This window comes from Micromonospora sp. WMMD998 (genome assembly GCF_029581235.1).
Taxonomy (GTDB): domain Bacteria; phylum Actinomycetota; class Actinomycetes; order Mycobacteriales; family Micromonosporaceae; genus Micromonospora.
The window spans coordinates 25,693-45,107 of sequence record NZ_CP120740.1; the positions used below are offsets into that span (position 1 = coordinate 25,693).

Here is a 19,415-nt window from a genome sequence, read left to right on the forward strand (position 1 = left end):
CTTCCCATGGCTGAAAGTTGGCTGAGGATTCCGGTGCGCCGGGCTGGGCGGACCGCCCAGCCGGGCACGAACCGGTCAGCGCGCCGCGACGTCGAGCACGAGCTGCGGTGCGAAACCGATCACCACGGCGGCCACGGTGACCACCCCGAGGGCGATCGCCACGGTGCGGGCCGGGCGGGTCGCGGCGACGCCGCTGGGGACCGCGTAGAGCGTCGCGGCCACCCGCAGGTAGTAGGCCAGGCCGAGCACCGCGTTCAACGCCACCATCAGGGCCAGCCAGCCGGCGTGCCCGGCCAGCAGCGACCGGACCACCGTGACCTTGGCGAACAGCCCGGCCAGCCCCGGCGGCAGGCCGGCCAGCCCGATCAGCGCCAGCGCCAACGCGCCACCCACCCACGGGTGCCGCCGCGCCGCGCCGCGCAGGTCGGCGAGCGTGCCGCCGTCACCGTCCGCCGGCCGCAACGCGACCACCGCGGCGAACGCGGCCAACTCCAGCAGCACGAAGAAGACGGCGTACGCGACGGCCGCGGCGTACGCGCCGTCCCGCGCGTCTGCGGTGCGCCCCGCGGCCAGCGCCAGCGCGCCCAGCGGGGCCAGGATGTAACCCGCCTGGGCCACCGAGGACCACGCGAGCAGCCGGACGGTACGCCGCTGGCGCAGCGCCACCAGGTTGCCCACGGTCATGGTCAGCGCCGCCAGCGCCGCCAGCACCGGGCCGGTCACGCCGGCCGGCAGCGCCCGCTGCACCACCGCCAGCAACGCCACCACCCCGCCCAGCTTCGAGGCGGTCGACAGGTAGGCGGCCACCGGCAGCGGCGCGCCGTCGTAGGTGACCGGCGCCCAGGCGTGGAACGGCACGGCGGCGACCTTGAACGCCAGCCCGGCCACCACGAGCGCCACCGCGACCGTGGTGAGCGGCAGGTCACGCAGGTCGTCCCGGGCGGCCAGGGTGGCGCCGAGCCGGTCCAGGTGCAGGCTGCCGGTGACCGCGTAGAGCAGCGCCGCGCCGAGCAGCGTGACCGTGGTGGCGACCACGCTGACCACGAAGAACGTCACCGCCGCCTCGGCCCCGGCCAGGCTGGCCCGGCGCAGCCCGACCAGCACGTAGAGCGGCAGCGTCAGCGTCTCCAACGCCACCAGCAGGGTGATCAGGTCGCCGGCCGCGCCGAGCACCACGCCGCCGGTCATCGCGCAGGCCAGCAGGAAGCAGTATTCGCCGGCCGGGGTGCGCCCGGCCCGCAGCAGCGGGCCGGAGATCGCCAGCACGCCGAGCGTGAGCAGGGCGATCACCGCCGCCACCAGGGCCGCCCGGCCGTTCCACACCCAGGAGCAGTCCACGCCCACGCAGAACGTGCGCCGCTCACCGGCCGCCCCGACCAGTGCCGCGCCGGCCGCGGTGCCGGCCGCGCCGAGCGCCGCCACCGCCACCGTTACGGCGGGCCGGGCCACCAGCAGGTCAACCAGGAGCACCAGCACGGCCGTGCCGGCGGCCAGGTATCCCGGCAGCAGCGCCACGTTGTCGACAGGCTGCACCAGACTCATGGCACGACCCCCAGCAGGGCCTCCACCGGGCCGGAGGCGTAGGACAGGACCAGCGCCGGCGCCAGGCCGACCGCGAGCGCGAGCAGGACCAGCGGCGCCCAGGCGGTCAGCTCCGCCCCGGCCAACCCCGGCCCGACCGGGGCCACCGCCGGGGAGGGCCGGCCGTGACTGACCCGGCGCAGCAACCGCAGCAGGTACGCGGCGGTCAGCGCCCCGCCCAACGCCGCCAGCACCGCGAGCGTCAGCCACAACGGGCCGCCCCGCCGCACGGCGGCCACCACCGCGAACGCCTCACCCCAGAAGCCGGCCAGGCCGGGCAGCCCCAGCGAGGCCACCGCCGCGAAGCCGAGCAGCCCGGCCAGCCTCGGCGCGGTCTCCCGCAGGCCGGACAGCTCCGCAAGCGAACCGGTGTGCGTCCGGTCCTTGATCGCCCCGGCCAGGAAGAACAGCAGCCCGGTGATCACCCCGTGGGCGATGTTGCCGATCAGCGCGGCCTGGAGGCCGGTGGCGGTGAGCGTGGCCACCCCGAGCAGCACGAACCCCATGTGGCCCACGCTGGAGTAGGCGATCAGCCGTTTCAGCTCGCTCTGCGCCAGACAGACCAGGCCGCCGATGCCGATCGCCGCGACGGCGAGCGCGCCGAGGACCGGCGACGCCCAGCGGGCGCCCTCCGGGGCCACCCCGACGGCCACCCGGATCAGCCCGTACGTGCCCATCTTGAGCAGCACCCCGGCGAGGATCACGCTGCCCACGGTGGGTGCCTGGGTGTGCGCGTCGGGCAGCCACGAGTGCAGCGGCCAGAGCGGGCTCTTCACCGCGAACGCCAACGCCAGCAGTGTGAACGCGGCCAACTGGGTGTTGCGGGACAGGCCCGCGCCGCCGGTCAGCGCGACCAGGTCGGCGGTGCCCGCGGCGGCCACCACCACGTAGACGCCGACCAGCAGCAGCACCGAACCGAACAGCGTGTAGAGCGCGAACTTGCGGGCCGCCCGCCGCCGGTCGTCGCCGCCCCAGCCGGCGATGATCGCGTACATCGGCAGCAGGACGACCTCGAAGAAGCCGAAGAACAGCACCAGGTCGAGCGCCAGGAACGTGCCGAGGATGCCCACCTCGACCACCAGCAGCAACGCCACGAGCGCCCGGCCGCTGCCGCCGCCCGCCGGCACCCGCCACAGCGTGTAGCCGCAGCACAGCAGCGTGAGCAGCGCGGTCAGCACCACGAGCGGCCAGGAGATGCCGTCCACCCCGAGGTGGAACCGCAGGTCGAGCCCCGGCACCCAGGGCAGGTCGAGCTGGTGCCACGGCTGCACCGCCGGACGCGGACCGTACCCGAACCAGCCGTGCCCGCCGCCGACGAGCGGCAGCGTCGCCAGCAGCGTCAGCGCGGCGGCGGCGGTGCCGACCAGCCGGCCGGCCCGGTCCCCCGGCACCACGGCCGCCGCGACCGCGCCCAGCGCCGGGACCGCGACCACGGCGACCAACAGGGCCTGCCCGAACGTCATGAGGTGGCTCCGATCAGGACGACCGCCAGGCCGATCAGCAACGCGCCGGCAAGCACCCCGGCCGCCGCGCGCGGCAACGCCGCCCGGTGCAGCGCGGCCAGCCCGCCACCCAGCTCCACCGCCGCCCGGCCGGTGCCCTCCACCAGGCCGTCCACGCCCAACTCGTCACCGGCCCGCACGGCCCGCGCCAGCGCGCCGGTCGGGCGTACGACGAGAGCGTGCTGGACGTCGTCGAGCCGGAACGCCCGGGCGAACACCGGCCGCAGCGGACCCAGGAAGCGGGCCGGGTCGGCGGCCGGATCCCGGCGCCAGCCGGCCCAGGCCACGCCCGCGCCGGCCACCAGCAGCACGAACGGCAGGATCAGGTTCGGCGCGAGGTGGACCAGCTCCACCGCCTCGCCGGTGGCGTCGCCCGGCACCCGCAGCCGGTCGGCGAACCACGGCGCGAACGCGGCCAGCCCGAGCAACGCGGCCGGGACCGCGAGCAGCAGCACCGGCAGGCGCAGCGACGCCGGCGGGTCGTGCGGCCGGACCAGCGGCGTGCGGGCCGCGCCGAAGAACGTACGCAGCAGCAGGCGGGTGGCGTACCAGGCGGTGACCGCGACACCGAGCAGCCCGGCCAGCCACACCAGCCAGCCCACCCACGACGCGGTCGGGCCGGCGTCGTCGAGCGCGGCGGCCTCGGCGGCGGCGAGCACGCCGTCCTTGCTCCAGAACCCGGAAAGCGGCGGCACCCCGGCCAGCGCGCCGAGCCCCACCACCATGCACCAGAACGTCACCGGCATGCCGGCGCGCAGGCCACCCATCCGGGACATCAGCGTGGTGCCGACGGCGTGGATCACCGCGCCGGCGGCGAGGAACAGCAACGCCTTGAACGCGGCATGGGTGAGCAGGTGGAACAGCGCGGCGGCGGGCGCGCCGACCGCGAGCGCGCCGGTCATGTAGCCGATCTGGGAGACCGTCGACCAGGCCAGCACCCGCTTGATGTCGTCCTGCGCGGTGGCGGCGAACGCGCCGAGCAGGATGGTGACCGCGGCCATCACACCCAGCACCGCGAGCGCGGCCGGAGCGCGGTCAAAGAGCGGGAACAGCCTCGCCACCGCGTACACCCCGGCGGCGACCATGGTGGCGGCGTGGATCAGCGCGGAGACCGGCGTCGGGCCGGCCATCGCGTCCGGCAACCAGGTGTGCAGCGGGAACTGGGCGCTCTTGCCGGCCACCCCGGCCAGCAGCAGCAGGCAGGCGGCCGTCAACGTGCCGGTGGACCAGTCGTGGGCCAGCACGTCGGCGATCCGGAAACTGCCCGCGCCCACGCCGAGCAGCGCGATGCCGAGCAGGAAACCGACGTCACCCACGCGGGTGACCAGGAACGCCTTCACCGCGGCGCCCGGCGCCTCGGGCAGCCGGCGGTCGTGGGCGATGAGCAGGTACGAGCAGATGCCCATCACCTCCCAGCCGACCAGCAGCATGATCAGGTCACCGGACACCACCACGGTCAGCATCGCGGCGGTGAAGAGGCTGAGCTGCGCCGCGTACGGCGGGTAGCGGTGGTCCACGTCGACGTCGTCGTGCGGGCCGCGCCGCAGGTAGCCGGTCGAGTAGACCTGCACCGCGAGCGCCACCACGGTGACCGCGGTGGCCACCAGCACCGCCACGCCGTCCAGCCGCAGGCCCAGCGTGACCCGCAGCCCGCCCATCTCGACCCAGGTGGTGGCCGCCTCCACCGGACCGTCCACGCGGACCAGCAACGCCAGCGCGGCCAGCAGCGCCACCGCCGCGCCGGCCACGCCCAGCCCGACCGCCAGCCGCCGGGCCGGCGCCCGGTCACCGTGCGACACGGGCGGCACCAGCAACCCGAGCAGGCCGGCCAGGAGCGGAGCGCCCGGCAGCACCGCCGCGAGCCACAGCGTCATGAGGCCACCTCGTCGGGTACGGCCGCCTGGCGCTCGGTGAGCGGGACGTCGTCGACCGTGACGCTGGCCCGCAACCGGTAGAGCTGGAGCACGATGGCCAGCCCGACACCGATCTCGGCGGCGGCCAGCACGATCACGAACAGCGCGAACACCTGACCCGAGTGCGGCAAGGCGGCCCGGACCGTGGTGTCGGCGGTGACCAGGACCAGGTTGACCGCGTTGAGCATCAACTCCACCGCCATCAGCACCAGCACCGCGTTGCGCCGGCGCAGCACGCCGTAGACGCCGAGGCCGAACAGCAGCGCGGCGGTGACGTACGGGATGACCGGCCTCACCGGCGACCACCCTCGTCGACGGTCACCGGGGCCGGTTCGGCGGCGTCGGCGGGCGGGGTCGGGCGGCCGATGTCGGGGCGGGACAGCACGATCGCGCCGACAAGCGCGGCGAGCAGCAACACCGACAGCACCTCGAACGGCAGCACCCAGGAACGGAACACCTGCTCGCCGAGGCGCTCGGCGGTGCCCGCCGCCGGCAGCTCCACCCGCGACCAGCGGAACGCGTCGACAAGCAGCGCGGCCAGGCCGAGCCCGCTGCCGGCACCGACGAGCGCCGCCGGCCAGCCGGGCCGGTCGAGATCGTCCGAGGGGCCGATCGGGGCGCGGGTCAGCATCACCGCGAACAACAGCAGCACCACCACCGCGCCCACGTAGATCAGCACCTGCACCCAGGCCACCAACTCGGCGGTGAGCACCAGATAGTCGCCGGCCAGCGCGCCCAGGCAGACGACCAGCCACAGGCCGGCCCGGACCAGGTGGCGGGTGGCCACCACGAGCGCGCCCGCGCCCACCGCCACCGCGCCGAGCGCGAGCAGCAGCACGTCCGCACCGGTCATGAGACCGCGCCTCCGTCCGGCCCGGGGGCGGCGTCGGGGCGTACCCGGGTCGGGGTGGGCCGGGCGGCGGGCGCGGCCGGCGCGGCGGCCTTGCGGGCGGCGGTGGTCTCCTCCTTCGACGGGTCGCCGAGCGGGTCGTGTGCCGGTGGCGGCGGTACGGTGCCCATCCACTCGCCCAGGTGGTCCTTGTCGTGCAGCAGGTTCTTGATGTCGTACTCGGCGTACTCGAACTCGGGCGACCAGTAGAGCGCGTCGAACGGGCAGACCTCGATGCAGATGCCGCAGTACATGCAGAGCGAGAAGTCGATGTCGAACTTGTCGAGCACGTTGCGCTGGCGGGGGCGGGCCGCGCCGGGCACCGCCACCTCCTCCTTGTGCGAGTCGATGTAGATGCACCAGTCCGGGCACTCGCGGGCGCACAGCATGCAGACCGTGCAGTTCTCCTCCAGCAGCGCGATCACGCCACGGGAGCGGGGCGGCAGCTCGGGCGCCACGTCCGGGTACTGCTGGGTGGTCGAGCGGCGGGTCATCGTCTTCAACGTGACCGCCAGGCCCTTCACCAGCCCGCCGCCGGGCACTCCACCGTGCTCGCTCATGCCGCCCATCCTGCCCTGTGCCCCCGGCGCGCGCGACCACCACCCGACTTATGGCGGCGGTATCGTGAGCGCGGGGAGAACGACACACCGGGAAGGGCCTACCGATGACCGCCGCGTTGGAGAGTGACCACCCGCAGGAGCGCGAGTGGACGACCGACGATCTGGACGCGCTGCCGGAGGACGGTCGCCGCCGTGAACTGCTCGATGGAGTGCTGCTCATGTCCCCCTCCCCCACCCGGATGCATCAGAGCATCGCCGGCCTGCTCATGGCGGCGCTCGACGAGGACTGCCCCGACGGCTACGACGTGACCCAGGCCGTGGGTGTGCGGATCAACCGCACCCGCTACTTCATCCCGGACGTCCTGGTCACCACGTCGACCGCCGCCGCCCGCGAGCCGTCCCGCTACGAACCGCACGAGGTGGTGCTCGCCGTGGAGATCGTCTCGCCCAGCACCAGGTCGATCGACCGGGTGCTCAAGCCGGCGCTCTACGCGCAGGCCGGGATCCCGTTCTACTGGCGGATCGAGATCGAGGACGAAGGGCTGGTCGTCCACACCTACAAGATCGATCCGGTGCACGAGGTCTACGCGGAGACCGGCCGGTGGACCAAGTTCGTCGACACCGGCGAGCCGTTCCCGGTGAACCTGCCGATCAGCCGGATCACGCCCCGCCGGGTGTGATCGGGGGCAGCATCTCCACGCCGAGCTGCTGGAGCACCTGGAACAGCTCGTTGACGCTCCACACGTCGACGATCCGCCCGGCGTCGTCGAAGCGCAGGAACGACGCCCCGGAGTAGCTGACCACCCGGCCGGTCGGCGGCACCGGGCCGAACTGCCCGGCCTGAGTGCCGGCCGCCCGCCAGTGCACCGCGACCCGCCCGCCGCCGGCCACCACCTCGACGATCTTGTAGCGCAGGTCGGGGAAGGACGCCCGCCGGTCCCGGTGCCACGCAAGCGTCGCCTCCGGCCCGGTGCCGCCCAGCCCCGGGCACTCCGGCGCCACCAGCTCGTACGCGCTCTCCTCGCGGCCGGCGTTCCACACGTCGGCGATGAAGCGTCGGGCCGCCGCCTCCACATCGGTCACGGCGGGCAGCCTATGCCCGGTGTCAGCCGCTCGACCTGCCGGGACCGGCCGAAGCGACCATGATGGGAACGGACGTCAAGACTCGGAGGTGGGCGTGGGCGGCAGCGACGACGAGGTCCTCGACCGGACCGGCGGCAAGTACGTGGAACCGGGCGGCGAGTTCACCCGGGACCAGCGATACATCGCGACCCGGATCACCGCGGACGGGCGGGACGGCTGGCCGGTGGAGCCGGGCCGCTACCGGCTGGCGGTCAGCCGCGCCTGCCCGTGGGCAAACCGGCTGATCATCGTGCGCCGGCTGCTCGGGCTGGAGGACGCCATCTCGCAGGCCGTGGCCGGACCCACCCACGACAAGCGGAGCTGGACGTTCGACCTGGACCCGGACGGAAAGGACCCGGTGCTCGGCATCGAACGGCTCGCCGAGGCCTACTTCGCCCGGTTCCCCGGCTACGAGCGGGGCATCACCGTGCCGGCGCTTGTGGATGTGCCCACCGGGCAGGTGGTGACCAACGACTACGCGCAGATGAGCCTGGACCTGTCCACCGAGTGGACCGCTTACCACCGGCCGGGCGCGCCCGAGCTGTACCCGGAGCGGCTGCGCGCCGAGATCGACGAGGTGAACGCCGCCGTCTTCGCGGACGTCAACAACGGCGTCTACAGGTGTGGCTTCGCCGGCAGCCAGGAGGCGTACGACAAGGCGTACCACCGGCTCTTCGACCGGCTGGACTGGTTGGGCGAGCGGCTGGCCGGGCAGCGTTACCTGGTCGGCGACACCATCACCGAGGCGGACGTGCGGCTGTTCACCACGCTTGTGCGCTTCGACCCGGTCTATCACGGGCACTTCAAGTGCAACCGGCAGAAGCTCGCCGAGATGCCGGTGCTGTGGGCGTACGCCCGGGACCTGTTCCAGACGCCCGGCTTCGGCGACACGATCGACTTCGACCACATCAAGCGGCACTACTACGAGGTGCACCGGGACATCAACCCGACCGGCATCGTGCCGCTCGGCCCGGACCTGTCGAACTGGCTCACCCCCCACGGCCGCGAGGAGTTGGGCGGCCACCCCTTCGGCGACGGCACCCCACCCCCGCCGCCGCCGGCCGAGGAGCGCGTGAACCCTCAGCACACCCCGCTGGGCTGAGCTGAGGTGTTAAGCGGGGCCCCCGCCTCTACCGGAAACGTTAAAAGGGGGCCCCGCCTTACACCGCAAGGCGGACGGCGACGGTGAGCACCAACTGGGCCAGGGCCAGGGGGACCAGCACCAGCCAGCAGAGGCGCTGGAGCTGGTCCTCGCGCAGCCGGGGATAACTCACCCGAAGCCAGATGATCACGAACGCCACGGCGAACACCTTGAGCAGCGTCCACAGCCAGCCGAGCTGCGCGTCGGCGAACGGGCCCTGCCAGCCGCCGAGGAACAGCACCGTGGTCAACGCCGCGATCACCACGATGCCCACGTACTCGGCGAGCAGGAAGAACGCGAAGCGCAGGCCGGTGTATTCGGTCATGTAGCCGAAGACCAGCTCGGAGTCGGCCACCGGCATGTCGAACGGCGGGCGGCGGATCTCGGCCAACCCGGCCACGAAGAAGATCACCATGGCGGGCGCCTGCCAGAGGAGCCACCACGGGCGCCACGCCTCGACGATGCCGCTCAGGCTGAGCGTGCCCGCCGCCATCGCCACCGACGCGGCGGCCAGCACCAGCGGCAGCTCGTACCCGAGTAGCTGGGCCGCGCCGCGCAGCCCGCCGAGCAGGCTGTATTTGTTCGCCGACGCCCAGGCCGACATGAGCACCGCCAGCACCCCGATGCCCACCACCGCGAGCACGAAGAACAGGCCGATGTCGAGCGGCTGGGCGACCAGGTCACCCGGGCCGAGCGGGATGACCAGCAGCACCAGCAGATAGGGCACCAGCGCCACGGCCGGAGCCAGCCGGAACACCTGCCGGTCCGCCTCGCGCGGGGTGACGTCCTCCTTCTGGACGAACTTGATCCCGTCGGCGACGAGCTGCGCCCAGCCGTGGAAGCCGCCCGCGTACATCGGCCCGAGCCGGCCCTGCATGTGGGCCATCACCTTGTGTTCGGCCTGCCCGACGACCAGCGGCAGGGTGAGGAACGCGACGAGCACGCCGGCGACACGCAGGACCAGCTCCACCCAGTCCGGCATCAGCCCTCCCCCGCCTCGGGCTCCCGCGGCGAGCCCGGCTCCGGGCGCGAGCCCGGCTCGGGCTCCGGGTGCGGGCCCGCCCCCGACTCCGAACGGGGCGGGCGGGCCGGACGCGCTCCCGGTGCCGGGCGGGCCGGGCGCTCGCGGGCCGGGCGGGCCGGCGTACCGCCGCGCGGGCCCTCGCCCGCCCCGGCCGCCCCGGCCGGCGTGGGCGTCGTCCCCCACTCCCCCGGCGCGGGCACGCCCGGCGGTCGGATCGGCCGCCGCCCGCCGCCCGCCTCGGACTCGCCCGGCTCCTTCGCGCCGGGCCACGGCTTGGCCACCCGCGAGGCGAGCACGAACTCCTTGCGCAGCGGGTGCCCCTCGAACTCCGGCGGCAGCAGCAGCGGTCGCAACTCGCCGTGCCCGGCGAAGTCGATCCCGAACATCTCGTGGGTCTCCCGCTCGTGCCAGGCCGCCCCCGGGAAGACGTCGACCACGGACACGACGACGGGCGTGTCGCGGGGCACCCGGGTCCGCAGCAGCAGCCCGTGCCGGTGCCGGACCGACCAGAGGTGCGCGACCACGTCGAAGCCGTCGGCCAGCTCGTCCACCGCCGACAGCCAGTCCAGGAAGTCACATCCCAGCTCGGCGTCGTCGCGCACCGCGCGCACCGCGTCCGCCCAGCTCGCCGGGGGTACGTCGATGGTGGCGCGGGCGTACCCCTGACCACCGGAGACCGACGCGGCGGCCTCGACGGGCGCGAGCAGCGCGACCAACCGACGGCCGACCTCTTCCGGAGTCATGCGCTGATCCTATGGCCGGCGGCTCCGGCCCGGGTCGGGCCGTCCGGGCCCGGATCCCCGCGTTGCCGAGCGGGTGGGCGGCCGGCGGGGAAAGATGAGGCTCGTGCGTGCTGTGACTGTGACCCCTGGTGTCCCCGACTCGCTACGCCTCACCGAGGACTGGCCCGAACCGCCGCCCGAGGAGGGCGCGATCCTGGTCGAGGCGCTGGCGGTGGGCGTCTGCGGCACCGACCAGGAGATCATCTCCGGGGAGTACGGGGAGGCGCCGCCGGGCCAGGAGCGGCTGGTGCTCGGGCACGAGTCGCTGGGCCGGGTGCTGGAGGACCCGACCGGCACGTTGCACCCCGGCGACCTGGTGGCCGGCGTGGTCCGTCGCCCCGACCCGGTCCCCTGCGCCAACTGCGCGGTGGACGAGTGGGACATGTGCCGCAACGGGCGGTACACCGAGCACGGCATCAAGGGGCTGCCCGGTTTCGCCCGGGATCGCTGGCGGCTGCAACCCAAGTTCGCCGTCGGGCTGAACCCGGCGCTGGAGTCGGTGGGCATGCTGCTGGAGCCGACGAGCGTGGTGGCGAAGGCGTGGGACCACATCGAGCGGATCGGCCGCCGGGCCGAGTGGAAGCCGAAGACCGCGCTGATCACCGGCGCCGGGCCGATCGGCCTGCTGGCCGCGTTGCTTGCCAGCCAGCGCGAGCTGTCCGTGCACGTGCTGGACCGCGCCACGACCGGCCCGAAGCCGGACCTGGTCCGCGCGCTCGGCGCGACCTACCACACCTCGACGGTCGCCGAGCTGGACCTGCAACCCGACGTGGTGGTCGAGTGCACCGGCGCGCCCCCGGTGGTGCTGGACGCGATGTGCAAGGCCGCCCCGAACGGCATCGTCTGTCTGACCGGTGTCTCCAGCGGCGGCCGGACGATCAACTTCGACGCGGGCGCGCTCAACCGGGAGCTGGTGCTGGAGAACAACGTGGTGTTCGGCTCGGTGAACGCCGGCCGCCGGCACTGGGAGCTGGCCGCCGAGGCGCTCGCCCGGGCCGACCAGTCGTGGCTGACCTCCCTCGTCACCCGCCGGGTGCCCGTCTCGGCGTACCGGGAGGCGTACGCCTCGACCGGCGAGGACATCAAGGTGGTGCTGGACTTCACGCATTGAGCCGGGCGCTCAGATGCCGGGCAGCCGGCCGTTGCGGAACAGGTCCACGAAGAGCTGGTGGTCCTCGCGGGCCCGGATCCCGTAACGGTGCGCGAAGTCGACCAGGTAGCCGACGAAGCCCTCGGCGTCGGCGTCCACCGCCGCCACGATCGACTCCTCGGTGGAGTAGTCGACCAGGTCGTGGCTGGACTCGTCGTCGGCCACCGAGTGCATCCGGGCCACCGCCCGGCCCAGGTCGGTGAGCACCCCGGCCAGGTCCTCGGGCTCGTTGACGTCGGCCCAGTCGAGGTCCGCCGCGTACGGGGAGACCTCCGCGACGAGCTGGCCCACGCCGTCCAGCTCGGTGAAGCCCAGCCACGGGTCGGCGTGCGCCTGCAACGCCCGCTGCGACTCGGCGGTGCGGTGCCCCTGGTGCCGGAAATACGACCGGACCCGCTCGTCGTCGATGTGCCGCGCCACGGCCGGCACCTGGGCCTGCTTCATGTAGATGACGACGTCGTTCTCCAGCGCCTCGGTGTGCCCCTCCAGCAGGAGGTTGTACGACGGCAGCCCGGCCGAGCCGATGCCGACGCCCTTGCGCAGCACCACGTCCTTGATGCCGGCTGCCAGCGGGCGGTGCCGGGTGGTCGACTCGGGCAGCGTGTCGAGGTAGTCGGCGAACGCGGCGCAGACCTGCTCGCGCGTGGCCGCGTCGATCTCGTGCACACCGTCGCCGAGGGAGAACCGGCGCTCGTAGTTGTCGACAGTGGTCTGGGCGGCGAGCAGGTCCACCCGGGTGCTCAGTCGGGCCTGTTGGAGCACCCGGCGCAGCACCCCGTCGGCGTTCTCCAGCGTGATCGAGCCGATCGCGTCGTCCCCGCCGGCGGCGATCGCCCGCAGCTCGGCCAGGTACGACCGGGCGAAGCCGGTCACCAGCTCACCGATCACCCGGTCGGAGAGCGCCTTGGCGTAGCCGAGCAGGGCGACGCTGGCGGCGAAGCGCTTCAAATCCCAGGTGAACGGCCCGACGTACGCCTCGTCGAAGTCGTTGACGTTGAACACGAGCCGGCCGGAGGCGTTCATGTAGGTGCCGAAGTTCTCCGCGTGCAGGTCGCCGTGCATCCACACCCGACTTGTCCGGCCGTCGAGGTACCGGTCGCTGGCGAAGTCGCCGCGCTGGTCGGCGTAGAACAGCGACGCGCTGCCGCGGTAGAACGCGAACGGCGAGGCGGCCATCTTGCGGAACTTCCGGCGGAACGCCGCCGGGTCGACCGCCATGGACGCGCCGAACTCCTCAGTCAGCACGTCGACGATGAAGGCGGAACGCTTCTCCGGGGAGTCGGTCATGGTCCGCAGGCTAGCGCCGCCCCGCCACCGGCTCAGTCGGCCGGCGGGCGCACCGGGGGCGCGGTCAGCGCCTCGACCGGCCGGGCGACCACGTCCGCCGGGGAGGCGAGCCGGTCCGGGCGGGGGACGCCGCCGACGCCTGACCCCTCGGCGGCGATCTTCTCCTGGAGGCGGAGGATGCCGTGCAGCAGCGCCTCCGGGCGCGGTGGGCAGCCGGGCACGTAGACATCGACCGGGATGAGCTGGTCGACCCCCTTGGTGACCGAGTAGGAGTCCCAGTAGGGACCGCCGCAGTTGGAGCAGGCGCCGAACGAGATCACGTACTTCGGTTCGGGCATCTGGTCGTAGAGCCGCTTGATCGCCGGGGCCATCTTGTCGGTGACCGTGCCGCTCACCACCATGAGGTCGGCCTGTCGGGGGCCGTGGGCGAACGGGATCACGCCGAGCCGCATGAAGTCGTGCCGGCCCATGCTCGTCGCGATGAACTCGATGGCGCAGCAGGCCAGGCCGAAGTTGAAAACCCAGAGCGAGTAGCGGCGGCCCCAGTTGAGCACGAACCGGATCGGCTCGCCGAGCACGGCCGGCAACTGCACCTCGGGCCTCCCCCTGCTGTCGTCCCCGAACCGACAGTCAACCACAGCGCCCCTGCGTCAACCCGCGCAACCGACGTGGGCGTCCGTACGTGTGACAGGTGTGACCGCGCCGGCGGCACGTTCACGGGGAGGAACAGATGACGGTGACGAGGGGGCCACGGCTCGACGATCCGCCACCGGAGGGAACGACAGGCCCGCCGGACGGGTACCGGGCGGTCGACTTCGACGACCTGTACCACGCCCACTTCCGGTCTCTGACCATCCAGCTCACCGCCTACTGCGGCGACCTGTCGCAGGCGCAGGACCTGGTGCAGGAGGCGTTCTGCCGGGCGTTCGCCCGCTGGTCCCGGGTGTCGCGCTACGACGACCCGGTGGCCTGGGTACGCCGGGTGGCCTGGAATCTGGCCACCAGCCGCTGGCGACGGTTGCGGACGGCGCAGACCTGGCTGCACCGGCAGCGCGAGGAGCACGTGCCGGGGCCGGAGCCGGACCGGGTCGCGTTGACCGCCGCGCTGAGCCGGCTGCCCGCGAACCAGCGCCGCGCCGTGGTGCTGCACCACCTGGCCGACCTGAGCGTCTCGCAGATCGCGGCGCAGGAAGGCGTGCCGGAGGGCACCGTCAAGTCCTGGCTGCACCGGGGCCGGGCCGCGTTGGCCGCCCAACTCTCTCCCACGAACGAGGTGAACCGTCATGACTGACCCCGACGAGGTGCTTCTGGGCGGCGAGTTCGCCGCCTTCCGCGCGGCGTACGCCCCGGTGGTCGAGCCGGCCGGGACGGCGGCGGTCCGGCAGACCGTCCGCCGGCGGCGCCGGCGCGCCGTGGTGCTCACCGCCGGGGCGGTGGTGCTCGCGGTGGCGATCCCGGTGGGCGCGAGCGGCGCCCTGCACCGGCGCGGCGGGCCGCCGCCGGAGCCCGCGCTGACCGCCGAGCCGACCCCGTCGGCGACCGGCCCCTCGCCGTCCCCGCCGGCCGTCTCCGCGAGCCCGAGCGCGACGAGTGCCTCCCCGGCCGCGCCGGACGGCCGGATCAGCCGGGCCCAACTGCTGTCGGCCGACGTCGACCTGCCGACCTGGGTCGGTGCGTGGATGCCGAAGACCTGCACCAGCCGGGACGTGCGCCTCGACCCGGGCCCGAATCCCATCACGAAGTCCGTGCCGGTGCTGCTCGGCGACCCGGCGTACGGCGACATCGACGGCGACGGCGCCACCGAGACGGTCGCCCTGGTGGGCTGCCGCTACGGGGAGGCATCGGCGAAACAGGTGCTCGCCTTCGATCGGGACCGGAACGGGCGCGTGGTCACACTGGGCCGGGTGGTCGGCACGCACGAAGGCATGGACGACATCACCGACTTCTCGGTGCGGGCCGACGGCGCGGTCCGGGCGTACGTGGCCGACATCCAGCCCTGCTGCGACACCCCGATGTGGAAGCCACGACACCAGTGGCGGACGTTCACCTGGGCCGGCGCAAAGTTCACCCAGACGGCCGGACCGACCAGGTTCGGTCCGGACACCCGGTCGACGGACCTCACGTTGAGCCTCGGCGAGATGGTCCTCACGACGCCGGACGCCAGCGGGGACCGGGTCGCCACGGTGACCGCCACGGTGACGAACCGGGGCCCGGTCGACGTACCCCGGCTCGGTTTCTCCGGGTTCCGGTTCTACGACGTCGGCGAGCCGGCCGGCGGCGTGCTGGAGCGGTGTCGCGAGGTGCCCTCGGACGGTCCGGGCGCCTGTGTCCTGGACGGCCTCGCGGCCGGCGCCCGGCGGACCTACACGTTCTCGTTCCACTACACGCCGGCTCCCGACGGTGACGCCTCCCTGCGGGTCATCCACTACGACGCGCAGGACCACTGGTGGGACGACCTGAAGCCGAAGGACAACTCGGCCAGGCTGCGCCCGGCCGGTTGAATCTGTCACCTAAGCGACAAATCTGGATGCAACGGGCGAGCGGGCGGCACGTGTAACGGGTGTCGGGCGGCGGAACCACCGCCGCCCACCACGGGGATCACGGAGGAACTGCCATGACCACACGTACGGCACGGGTCGCCACCGCGCTGCTCGCCGGGCCCACGGCCCTGCTCGCGCTGACCGCCCCCGCCACCGCGGCGGACCGCACGACGGCCGACGGCCCGAGCATCAGCGCCGGGCGCCTGGTGTTGACGCCGACCGACCGGGGATACGTCGGGACGCTGACCGCGACGCTCACCAACCCGAGCCCGACCGACCCCGGGGTGGAGCTGTTCATCACCGAACCCGCCGGCGCCTCGTTCGTCGGCGTCGAGCCCGGGGACAACCCCTGCCTCCCGGATCGGCTGGAGCGCAACCGGGTGGTCATGCACTGCTCCGCCAACGGGGTTCCGACGCCGGGCACCAAGACCCTCCGGTTCAACTTCCACGTCTGGACCACGGCGCGCGACTACCCGATGACCGCACGCGGCGGCTCGATCGCGGTGGGCTCCTGGACCGAGGACGGCACCGAGATCACGGACACGGCCCGGTTCCAGACGCTGTTCCGGTCCACCACGGGCAGCCTCCGCCACCCCCGCGGCTACCGGCAGGCCACCCGGCCGGACGCGAGCATCCGGGGCGGGAACGTGACGCTGACCCCACGGGCCGACGGAACCCTGGAGGGCCGGATGCCGGTCACCGTCCGCTACGGCAACGACGCCCCGTCGTACGGCCTGGAGGTGGCGGCGAACCTGCCGCCGGGGGTGGTCGTGTGGACCACCGACCCGCCGGTGGACCCGAGCTTCCCGGACTCGTTCGGCGTTCCGGGCGGGCGGTTCCTGCCCGGTGAGGAGCGCACGTTCGACGTGGTGCTCCGGGCCCCCGCCGGCACCCCGGCCGGTTCGCTGGGCACCGGCTCGTTCACCATCGGCGCCCGCTACTTCCCGGGTATCCCGGTGTCCGACCTGAACCCGGCCGACAACACCACCTCGTTCACCGTGCGGGCGGCGGACGCGGGCTGACGTCTCTCGCCCGGCCGGCGCGCGTGCGCGCCGGCCGGGCGTCACCGTTCACCAGGCCGGGCGCTGGAGCAGCCCGACGAACTCCGCCAGCAGCCGCTCCCGCAGCGCCGCCGGGGCGGCGTCGAGCAGCGTGTTGACCACCGCCATCCGCTCCGGCACACCGGTGCCGTCGCCCAGGCCGAGCCCGCCGGCCAGGCCGGCCACCAGCTCCGGGGTGAGCGCCTCCGGGGTGAGGCCGCCGGCCAGCGCCAGCAGGTCCGGCGGCAGCGTCACCGGGCCGGCGGCCCGGGCCGCGGCGACCGCGTCGGCGAGCACCGGGGAGAACTCGGCCACCCGGGGGGCCACCACGGCTGTCACCGTGAGGTGCACGCTGGCCGGCAGGCCGGCGTACCGGAGTTGGGGCTGGGTGTGCCAGCCGCGCGCGGTCAGCTCGTCGACGAGCACGAACAGGTCAAGCTTCGGGTCGTCGGCGGTGAAGCAGACCACGGTGGACTCCGGTTCGGCCATCAGCCGCAGGCCCTCGGTCGCCCGCACCGCGTCGGCCAGCCCGGCGACCGCGTCCCGGGTCGACGCGGCCAGCCGCAGGTAGCCGTCCGCGCCGAGGTGGCGCAGCGTGGCGTAGGCGGCGGCGATCGGGCCGCCGGACCGGGTCGAGGCGATCACCGGGTTGACCATCGTGTAGCCGGGCCAGTCGGCGTACGCGAAGAACTGCGGGGCGCGCAACGAGGGATCCCGGTGCAGCAGCACCGACACCCCCTTCGGCGCGTACGCGTACTTGTGCAGGTCCACCGAGATCGAGGTGACCCCGGGCACGGCGAAGTCGAACGACGGCACCGGCGCGCCGAGCCGGCGCAGCCAGGGCAGCGCCCAGCCGCCGAAGCAGGCGTCCACGTGACACCGCACCCCGGCCGCCGCCGCGACGGCGGCGATCTCCGCCACCGGGTCGACGACCCCGTGCGCGTACGACGGGGCGGACGCGACCACGAGCACCGTCTCCGGGCGGATCGCGGCGGCCATCGCGGCCACCTCCGGGCGCAGCGTCACCGGGTCGACGGGCACCGCGTCCAGTTTCACCCGCAGGTAGTGGGCCGCCTTGGCGAACGCGGCGTGCGCGCTGGCCGGTGCCACGATCCGCGGCTCGGCCAGGCCGGGGCGGGCGTCCCGGGCCGCCTTGACCGCCAGCAGCAGCGACTCGGTGCCGCCGCCGGTGACGCTGCCGACCACGTCCGGCGCGCCGGTGCCGGGGCCGCCGCCGAGCAACCGGGCGGCGGCGGCGACGAGTGTGTTCTCCATCGCCAGCAGCGACGGGAAGGCGGTCGGGTCGAGACCGTTGACGTGCGCGCTCTCCGCGTACGCGGCCTGGGCCAGCTCGTCCAGCCCGGCGACGCCGGGGTCGTAGACGTAGGCGAACAGCCGGCCGCCGTGCGTCGGGCGGTCGGTGGCCCGCAGGGCCCGGATCTCGTCCAGCACCCGCGCGGCGGGCAGCCCCCGTTCGGGCAGCGCGCCCGTCCCTGCGGTGTCGGTCATCGGGTGTTCCTCTCGGGACGGGTCACGCCCGCGCCGCCTGCGCGGCGGTGGCGGTCAGATGGGCCGGAGTGAGTGTGTAGCCGCGCAGCAGCGCCACCGGGGCGGCCACCAGCAGGGCCGGCAGGACGGTGAAGCCGAGCAGCACACCGAGCCGGGCGGTGGCCGGTTGGGCGGCGGCGGATCCGGTCGACGAGGAGACGTAGCCGGAGAGCTGGAGCACCAGGCCGTAGATGCCCGGGCCCAGGGCCAGGCCGAACGTCTCCCCGGCGGTCCACAGCCCGGTGAACACGCCGGCCTGGCGGCGGCCGGTGCGCGCGGTGTCGTACGCGATGCAGTCCGGCAGCATGGCCAGCGCGAAGACCTGCTGGCCGGCATACCCGACGCCGATCAGCGCGACCACCGCATACACCCCGGCGGCCGGCAGCGCGGGCGCGGCGACCAGGGCGAGCGCGCCGGCCGCGAAGAGCAGCGACGCGGCGACGAGCGACGTGCGCTTGCCGAGCCGGGCGCCGGCCCGGCTCCAGAGCGGCATGACCAGCAGGGCCGGCGCGACGAAGCAGGCGAACAGCAGCGTCGGGCCGCTGTCCGGCGCGCGCAGCACCTGGTCGGCGAAGTACTTCACGCCGGCCAGCACGGTGGCCACCCCGGCGGACTGGATCACGAAGCAGACCAGCAGCAACCGGAACGGCCGGTTGCGGCCGGCCACGGTGAGCTGGGCGCGCAGGCTCGGCTCGCTCTCCCCCACCGTCCCGGCCGGCGCGGACCGGGTGCCCAGGAACGCGCCGACCGCGCCCACCACGATCAGCGCCGCGACGAACAGGCCCATCCACCGGTGGCCGGGGACGCCGTCGCCGCCGGCGGTGACCACCGCCGGGGCCACCGCGCCGGAGACCAGGATGGCCAGCGCCAGCACCGCGACCCGCCAGGTCATCAGCCGGGTACGCTCCGCCGGGTCGGCGGTCAGCTCGGCCGGCATGGCCACGTAGGGCACCTGGAAGAACGCGAACGCGGTGGCGGTGGCCAGGAACGCGAGCGCCACGTACGCGGCGGCGGCCGGACCGGTCGCGAACGGCGCGGCGAAGATCGCGGCGAACAGCGCCGCCAGGGCCAGCCCGCCGCCGAGCAGGTAGGGCCGGCGGGCGCCCCAGCGGGAGCGGGTCCGGTCGGAGATCCGCCCGGCGACCGGGTTGACGAGCACGTCCCACGCCTTCGGCAGCAGCACCAGCAGCGCGGCCACGCCGGCCGCCACCCCCAGCGTGTCGGTCAGGTAGGGCAGCAGGAGCAGCCCGGGCACGGTCCCGAACGCGCCGGTGACCAGGGAGCCCGACGCATACCCGAGGTGCACCCGGCGGGGCAGGCCCGAAGCAGTCATGGA

General features: G+C 74.1%; 19 protein-coding genes. 6 read left to right on the top strand and 13 right to left on the bottom strand.

Annotated features, from left to right (window positions below):
- Positions 1–75: 75 nt before the first annotated feature.
- From O7619_RS00115 to O7619_RS00140, 6 genes are read right to left on the bottom strand one after another with little or no spacing between them, the layout of a single operon-like run.
- Positions 76–1,542 (bottom strand): proton-conducting transporter membrane subunit, encoded by a 1,467-nt coding sequence (locus tag O7619_RS00115; protein WP_282284906.1) that lies wholly within the window; start codon positions 1,540–1,542, stop codon positions 76–78.
- Complete coding sequence (locus O7619_RS00120; RefSeq protein WP_282284907.1) at positions 1,539–3,044, bottom strand: NADH-quinone oxidoreductase subunit M; 1,506 nt, start codon at positions 3,042–3,044, stop codon at positions 1,539–1,541. The genes O7619_RS00115 and O7619_RS00120 overlap by 4 nt, the downstream gene beginning before the upstream one ends.
- Positions 3,041–4,957 (bottom strand): NADH-quinone oxidoreductase subunit L, encoded by a 1,917-nt coding sequence (locus O7619_RS00125; RefSeq protein ID WP_282284908.1) that lies wholly within the window; start codon positions 4,955–4,957, stop codon positions 3,041–3,043. The genes O7619_RS00120 and O7619_RS00125 overlap by 4 nt, the downstream gene beginning before the upstream one ends.
- Positions 4,954–5,292, bottom strand: a complete 339-nt coding sequence (gene nuoK / locus O7619_RS00130) for an NADH-quinone oxidoreductase subunit NuoK (RefSeq protein ID WP_282284910.1) — start codon at positions 5,290–5,292, stop codon at positions 4,954–4,956. Before nuoK ends, O7619_RS00125 begins: the two co-directional genes overlap by 4 nt.
- A complete protein-coding gene (locus O7619_RS00135) occupies positions 5,289–5,849 on the bottom strand; it encodes an NADH-quinone oxidoreductase subunit J (protein WP_282284911.1) in 561 nt (186 codons plus the stop codon). The genes nuoK and O7619_RS00135 overlap by 4 nt, the downstream gene beginning before the upstream one ends.
- Positions 5,846–6,445 carry an NADH-quinone oxidoreductase subunit I gene (locus tag O7619_RS00140; protein ID WP_282284913.1) on the bottom strand — a complete coding sequence of 200 codons (600 nt, stop codon included), beginning with the start codon at positions 6,443–6,445 and terminating at the stop codon, positions 5,846–5,848. Before O7619_RS00140 ends, O7619_RS00135 begins: the two co-directional genes overlap by 4 nt.
- 104 nt (positions 6,446–6,549) lie before the next feature.
- Here O7619_RS00140 and O7619_RS00145 point away from each other — a divergent pair, with 104 nt between their 5' ends.
- On the top strand, positions 6,550–7,125 hold the full coding sequence (locus O7619_RS00145) for a Uma2 family endonuclease (protein ID WP_282284914.1): 576 nt from the start codon (positions 6,550–6,552) through the stop codon (positions 7,123–7,125).
- Here the strand turns inward: O7619_RS00145 and O7619_RS00150 are convergent.
- Entirely contained in the window at positions 7,106–7,528 is a 423-nt protein-coding gene (locus tag O7619_RS00150) for an ester cyclase (protein ID WP_282284916.1), read from the bottom strand. The two genes, O7619_RS00145 and O7619_RS00150, sit on opposite strands and share 20 nt — an antisense overlap.
- A gap of 88 nt (positions 7,529–7,616) precedes the next feature.
- Between O7619_RS00150 and O7619_RS00155 the strand changes: the two genes are divergently transcribed.
- Complete coding sequence (locus tag O7619_RS00155; protein WP_282284917.1) at positions 7,617–8,669, top strand: glutathione S-transferase C-terminal domain-containing protein; 1,053 nt, start codon at positions 7,617–7,619, stop codon at positions 8,667–8,669.
- 58 nt (positions 8,670–8,727) lie between these two features.
- On the opposite strand, the gene nuoH is transcribed toward O7619_RS00155, so the two are convergent.
- A complete protein-coding gene (gene nuoH / locus O7619_RS00160) occupies positions 8,728–9,690 on the bottom strand; it encodes an NADH-quinone oxidoreductase subunit NuoH (protein WP_282284918.1) in 963 nt (320 codons plus the stop codon).
- Positions 9,690–10,475 carry an NADH-quinone oxidoreductase subunit C gene (locus tag O7619_RS00165; protein WP_282284919.1) on the bottom strand — a complete coding sequence of 262 codons (786 nt, stop codon included), beginning with the start codon at positions 10,473–10,475 and terminating at the stop codon, positions 9,690–9,692. Before O7619_RS00165 ends, nuoH begins: the two co-directional genes overlap by 1 nt.
- 103 nt (positions 10,476–10,578) lie before the next feature.
- Here O7619_RS00165 and O7619_RS00170 point away from each other — a divergent pair, with 103 nt between their 5' ends.
- Positions 10,579–11,625, top strand: coding sequence for a glucose 1-dehydrogenase (locus tag O7619_RS00170; protein WP_282284920.1), 1,047 nt, complete (start codon positions 10,579–10,581; stop codon positions 11,623–11,625).
- 9 nt (positions 11,626–11,634) lie between these two features.
- On the opposite strand, the gene O7619_RS00175 is transcribed toward O7619_RS00170, so the two are convergent.
- Together O7619_RS00175 and O7619_RS00180 are read right to left on the bottom strand one after the other, a co-directional pair.
- Positions 11,635–12,951 carry a DUF2252 domain-containing protein gene (locus O7619_RS00175; protein WP_282284921.1) on the bottom strand — a complete coding sequence of 439 codons (1,317 nt, stop codon included), beginning with the start codon at positions 12,949–12,951 and terminating at the stop codon, positions 11,635–11,637.
- A 32-nt stretch (positions 12,952–12,983) separates the two neighbouring features.
- Positions 12,984–13,544 carry an NADH-quinone oxidoreductase subunit B gene (locus O7619_RS00180; protein WP_282284922.1) on the bottom strand — a complete coding sequence of 187 codons (561 nt, stop codon included), beginning with the start codon at positions 13,542–13,544 and terminating at the stop codon, positions 12,984–12,986.
- Positions 13,545–13,681: 137 nt separating this feature from the next.
- Here O7619_RS00180 and O7619_RS00185 point away from each other — a divergent pair, with 137 nt between their 5' ends.
- The 3 genes from O7619_RS00185 (at position 13,682) to O7619_RS00195 (ending at position 16,513) form a co-directional block, all read left to right on the top strand.
- Complete coding sequence (locus O7619_RS00185; RefSeq protein ID WP_282284924.1) at positions 13,682–14,242, top strand: SigE family RNA polymerase sigma factor; 561 nt, start codon at positions 13,682–13,684, stop codon at positions 14,240–14,242.
- Positions 14,235–15,452, top strand: coding sequence for a hypothetical protein (locus O7619_RS00190; protein WP_282284926.1), 1,218 nt, complete (start codon positions 14,235–14,237; stop codon positions 15,450–15,452). Before O7619_RS00185 ends, O7619_RS00190 begins: the two co-directional genes overlap by 8 nt.
- Before the next feature lie 113 nt (positions 15,453–15,565).
- Positions 15,566–16,513, top strand: coding sequence for a hypothetical protein (locus tag O7619_RS00195; RefSeq protein ID WP_282284927.1), 948 nt, complete (start codon positions 15,566–15,568; stop codon positions 16,511–16,513).
- A 48-nt stretch (positions 16,514–16,561) separates the two neighbouring features.
- On the opposite strand, the gene O7619_RS00200 is transcribed toward O7619_RS00195, so the two are convergent.
- Entirely contained in the window at positions 16,562–18,040 is a 1,479-nt protein-coding gene (locus O7619_RS00200) for an aminotransferase class V-fold PLP-dependent enzyme (protein ID WP_282284891.1), read from the bottom strand.
- A 22-nt stretch (positions 18,041–18,062) separates the two neighbouring features.
- The gene (locus O7619_RS00205) at positions 18,063–19,412 is read right to left on the bottom strand and encodes an MFS transporter (RefSeq protein ID WP_282284892.1); all 1,350 of its coding nucleotides are present in this window, start codon (positions 19,410–19,412) and stop codon (positions 18,063–18,065) included.
- Positions 19,413–19,415: the final 3 nt, after the last annotated feature.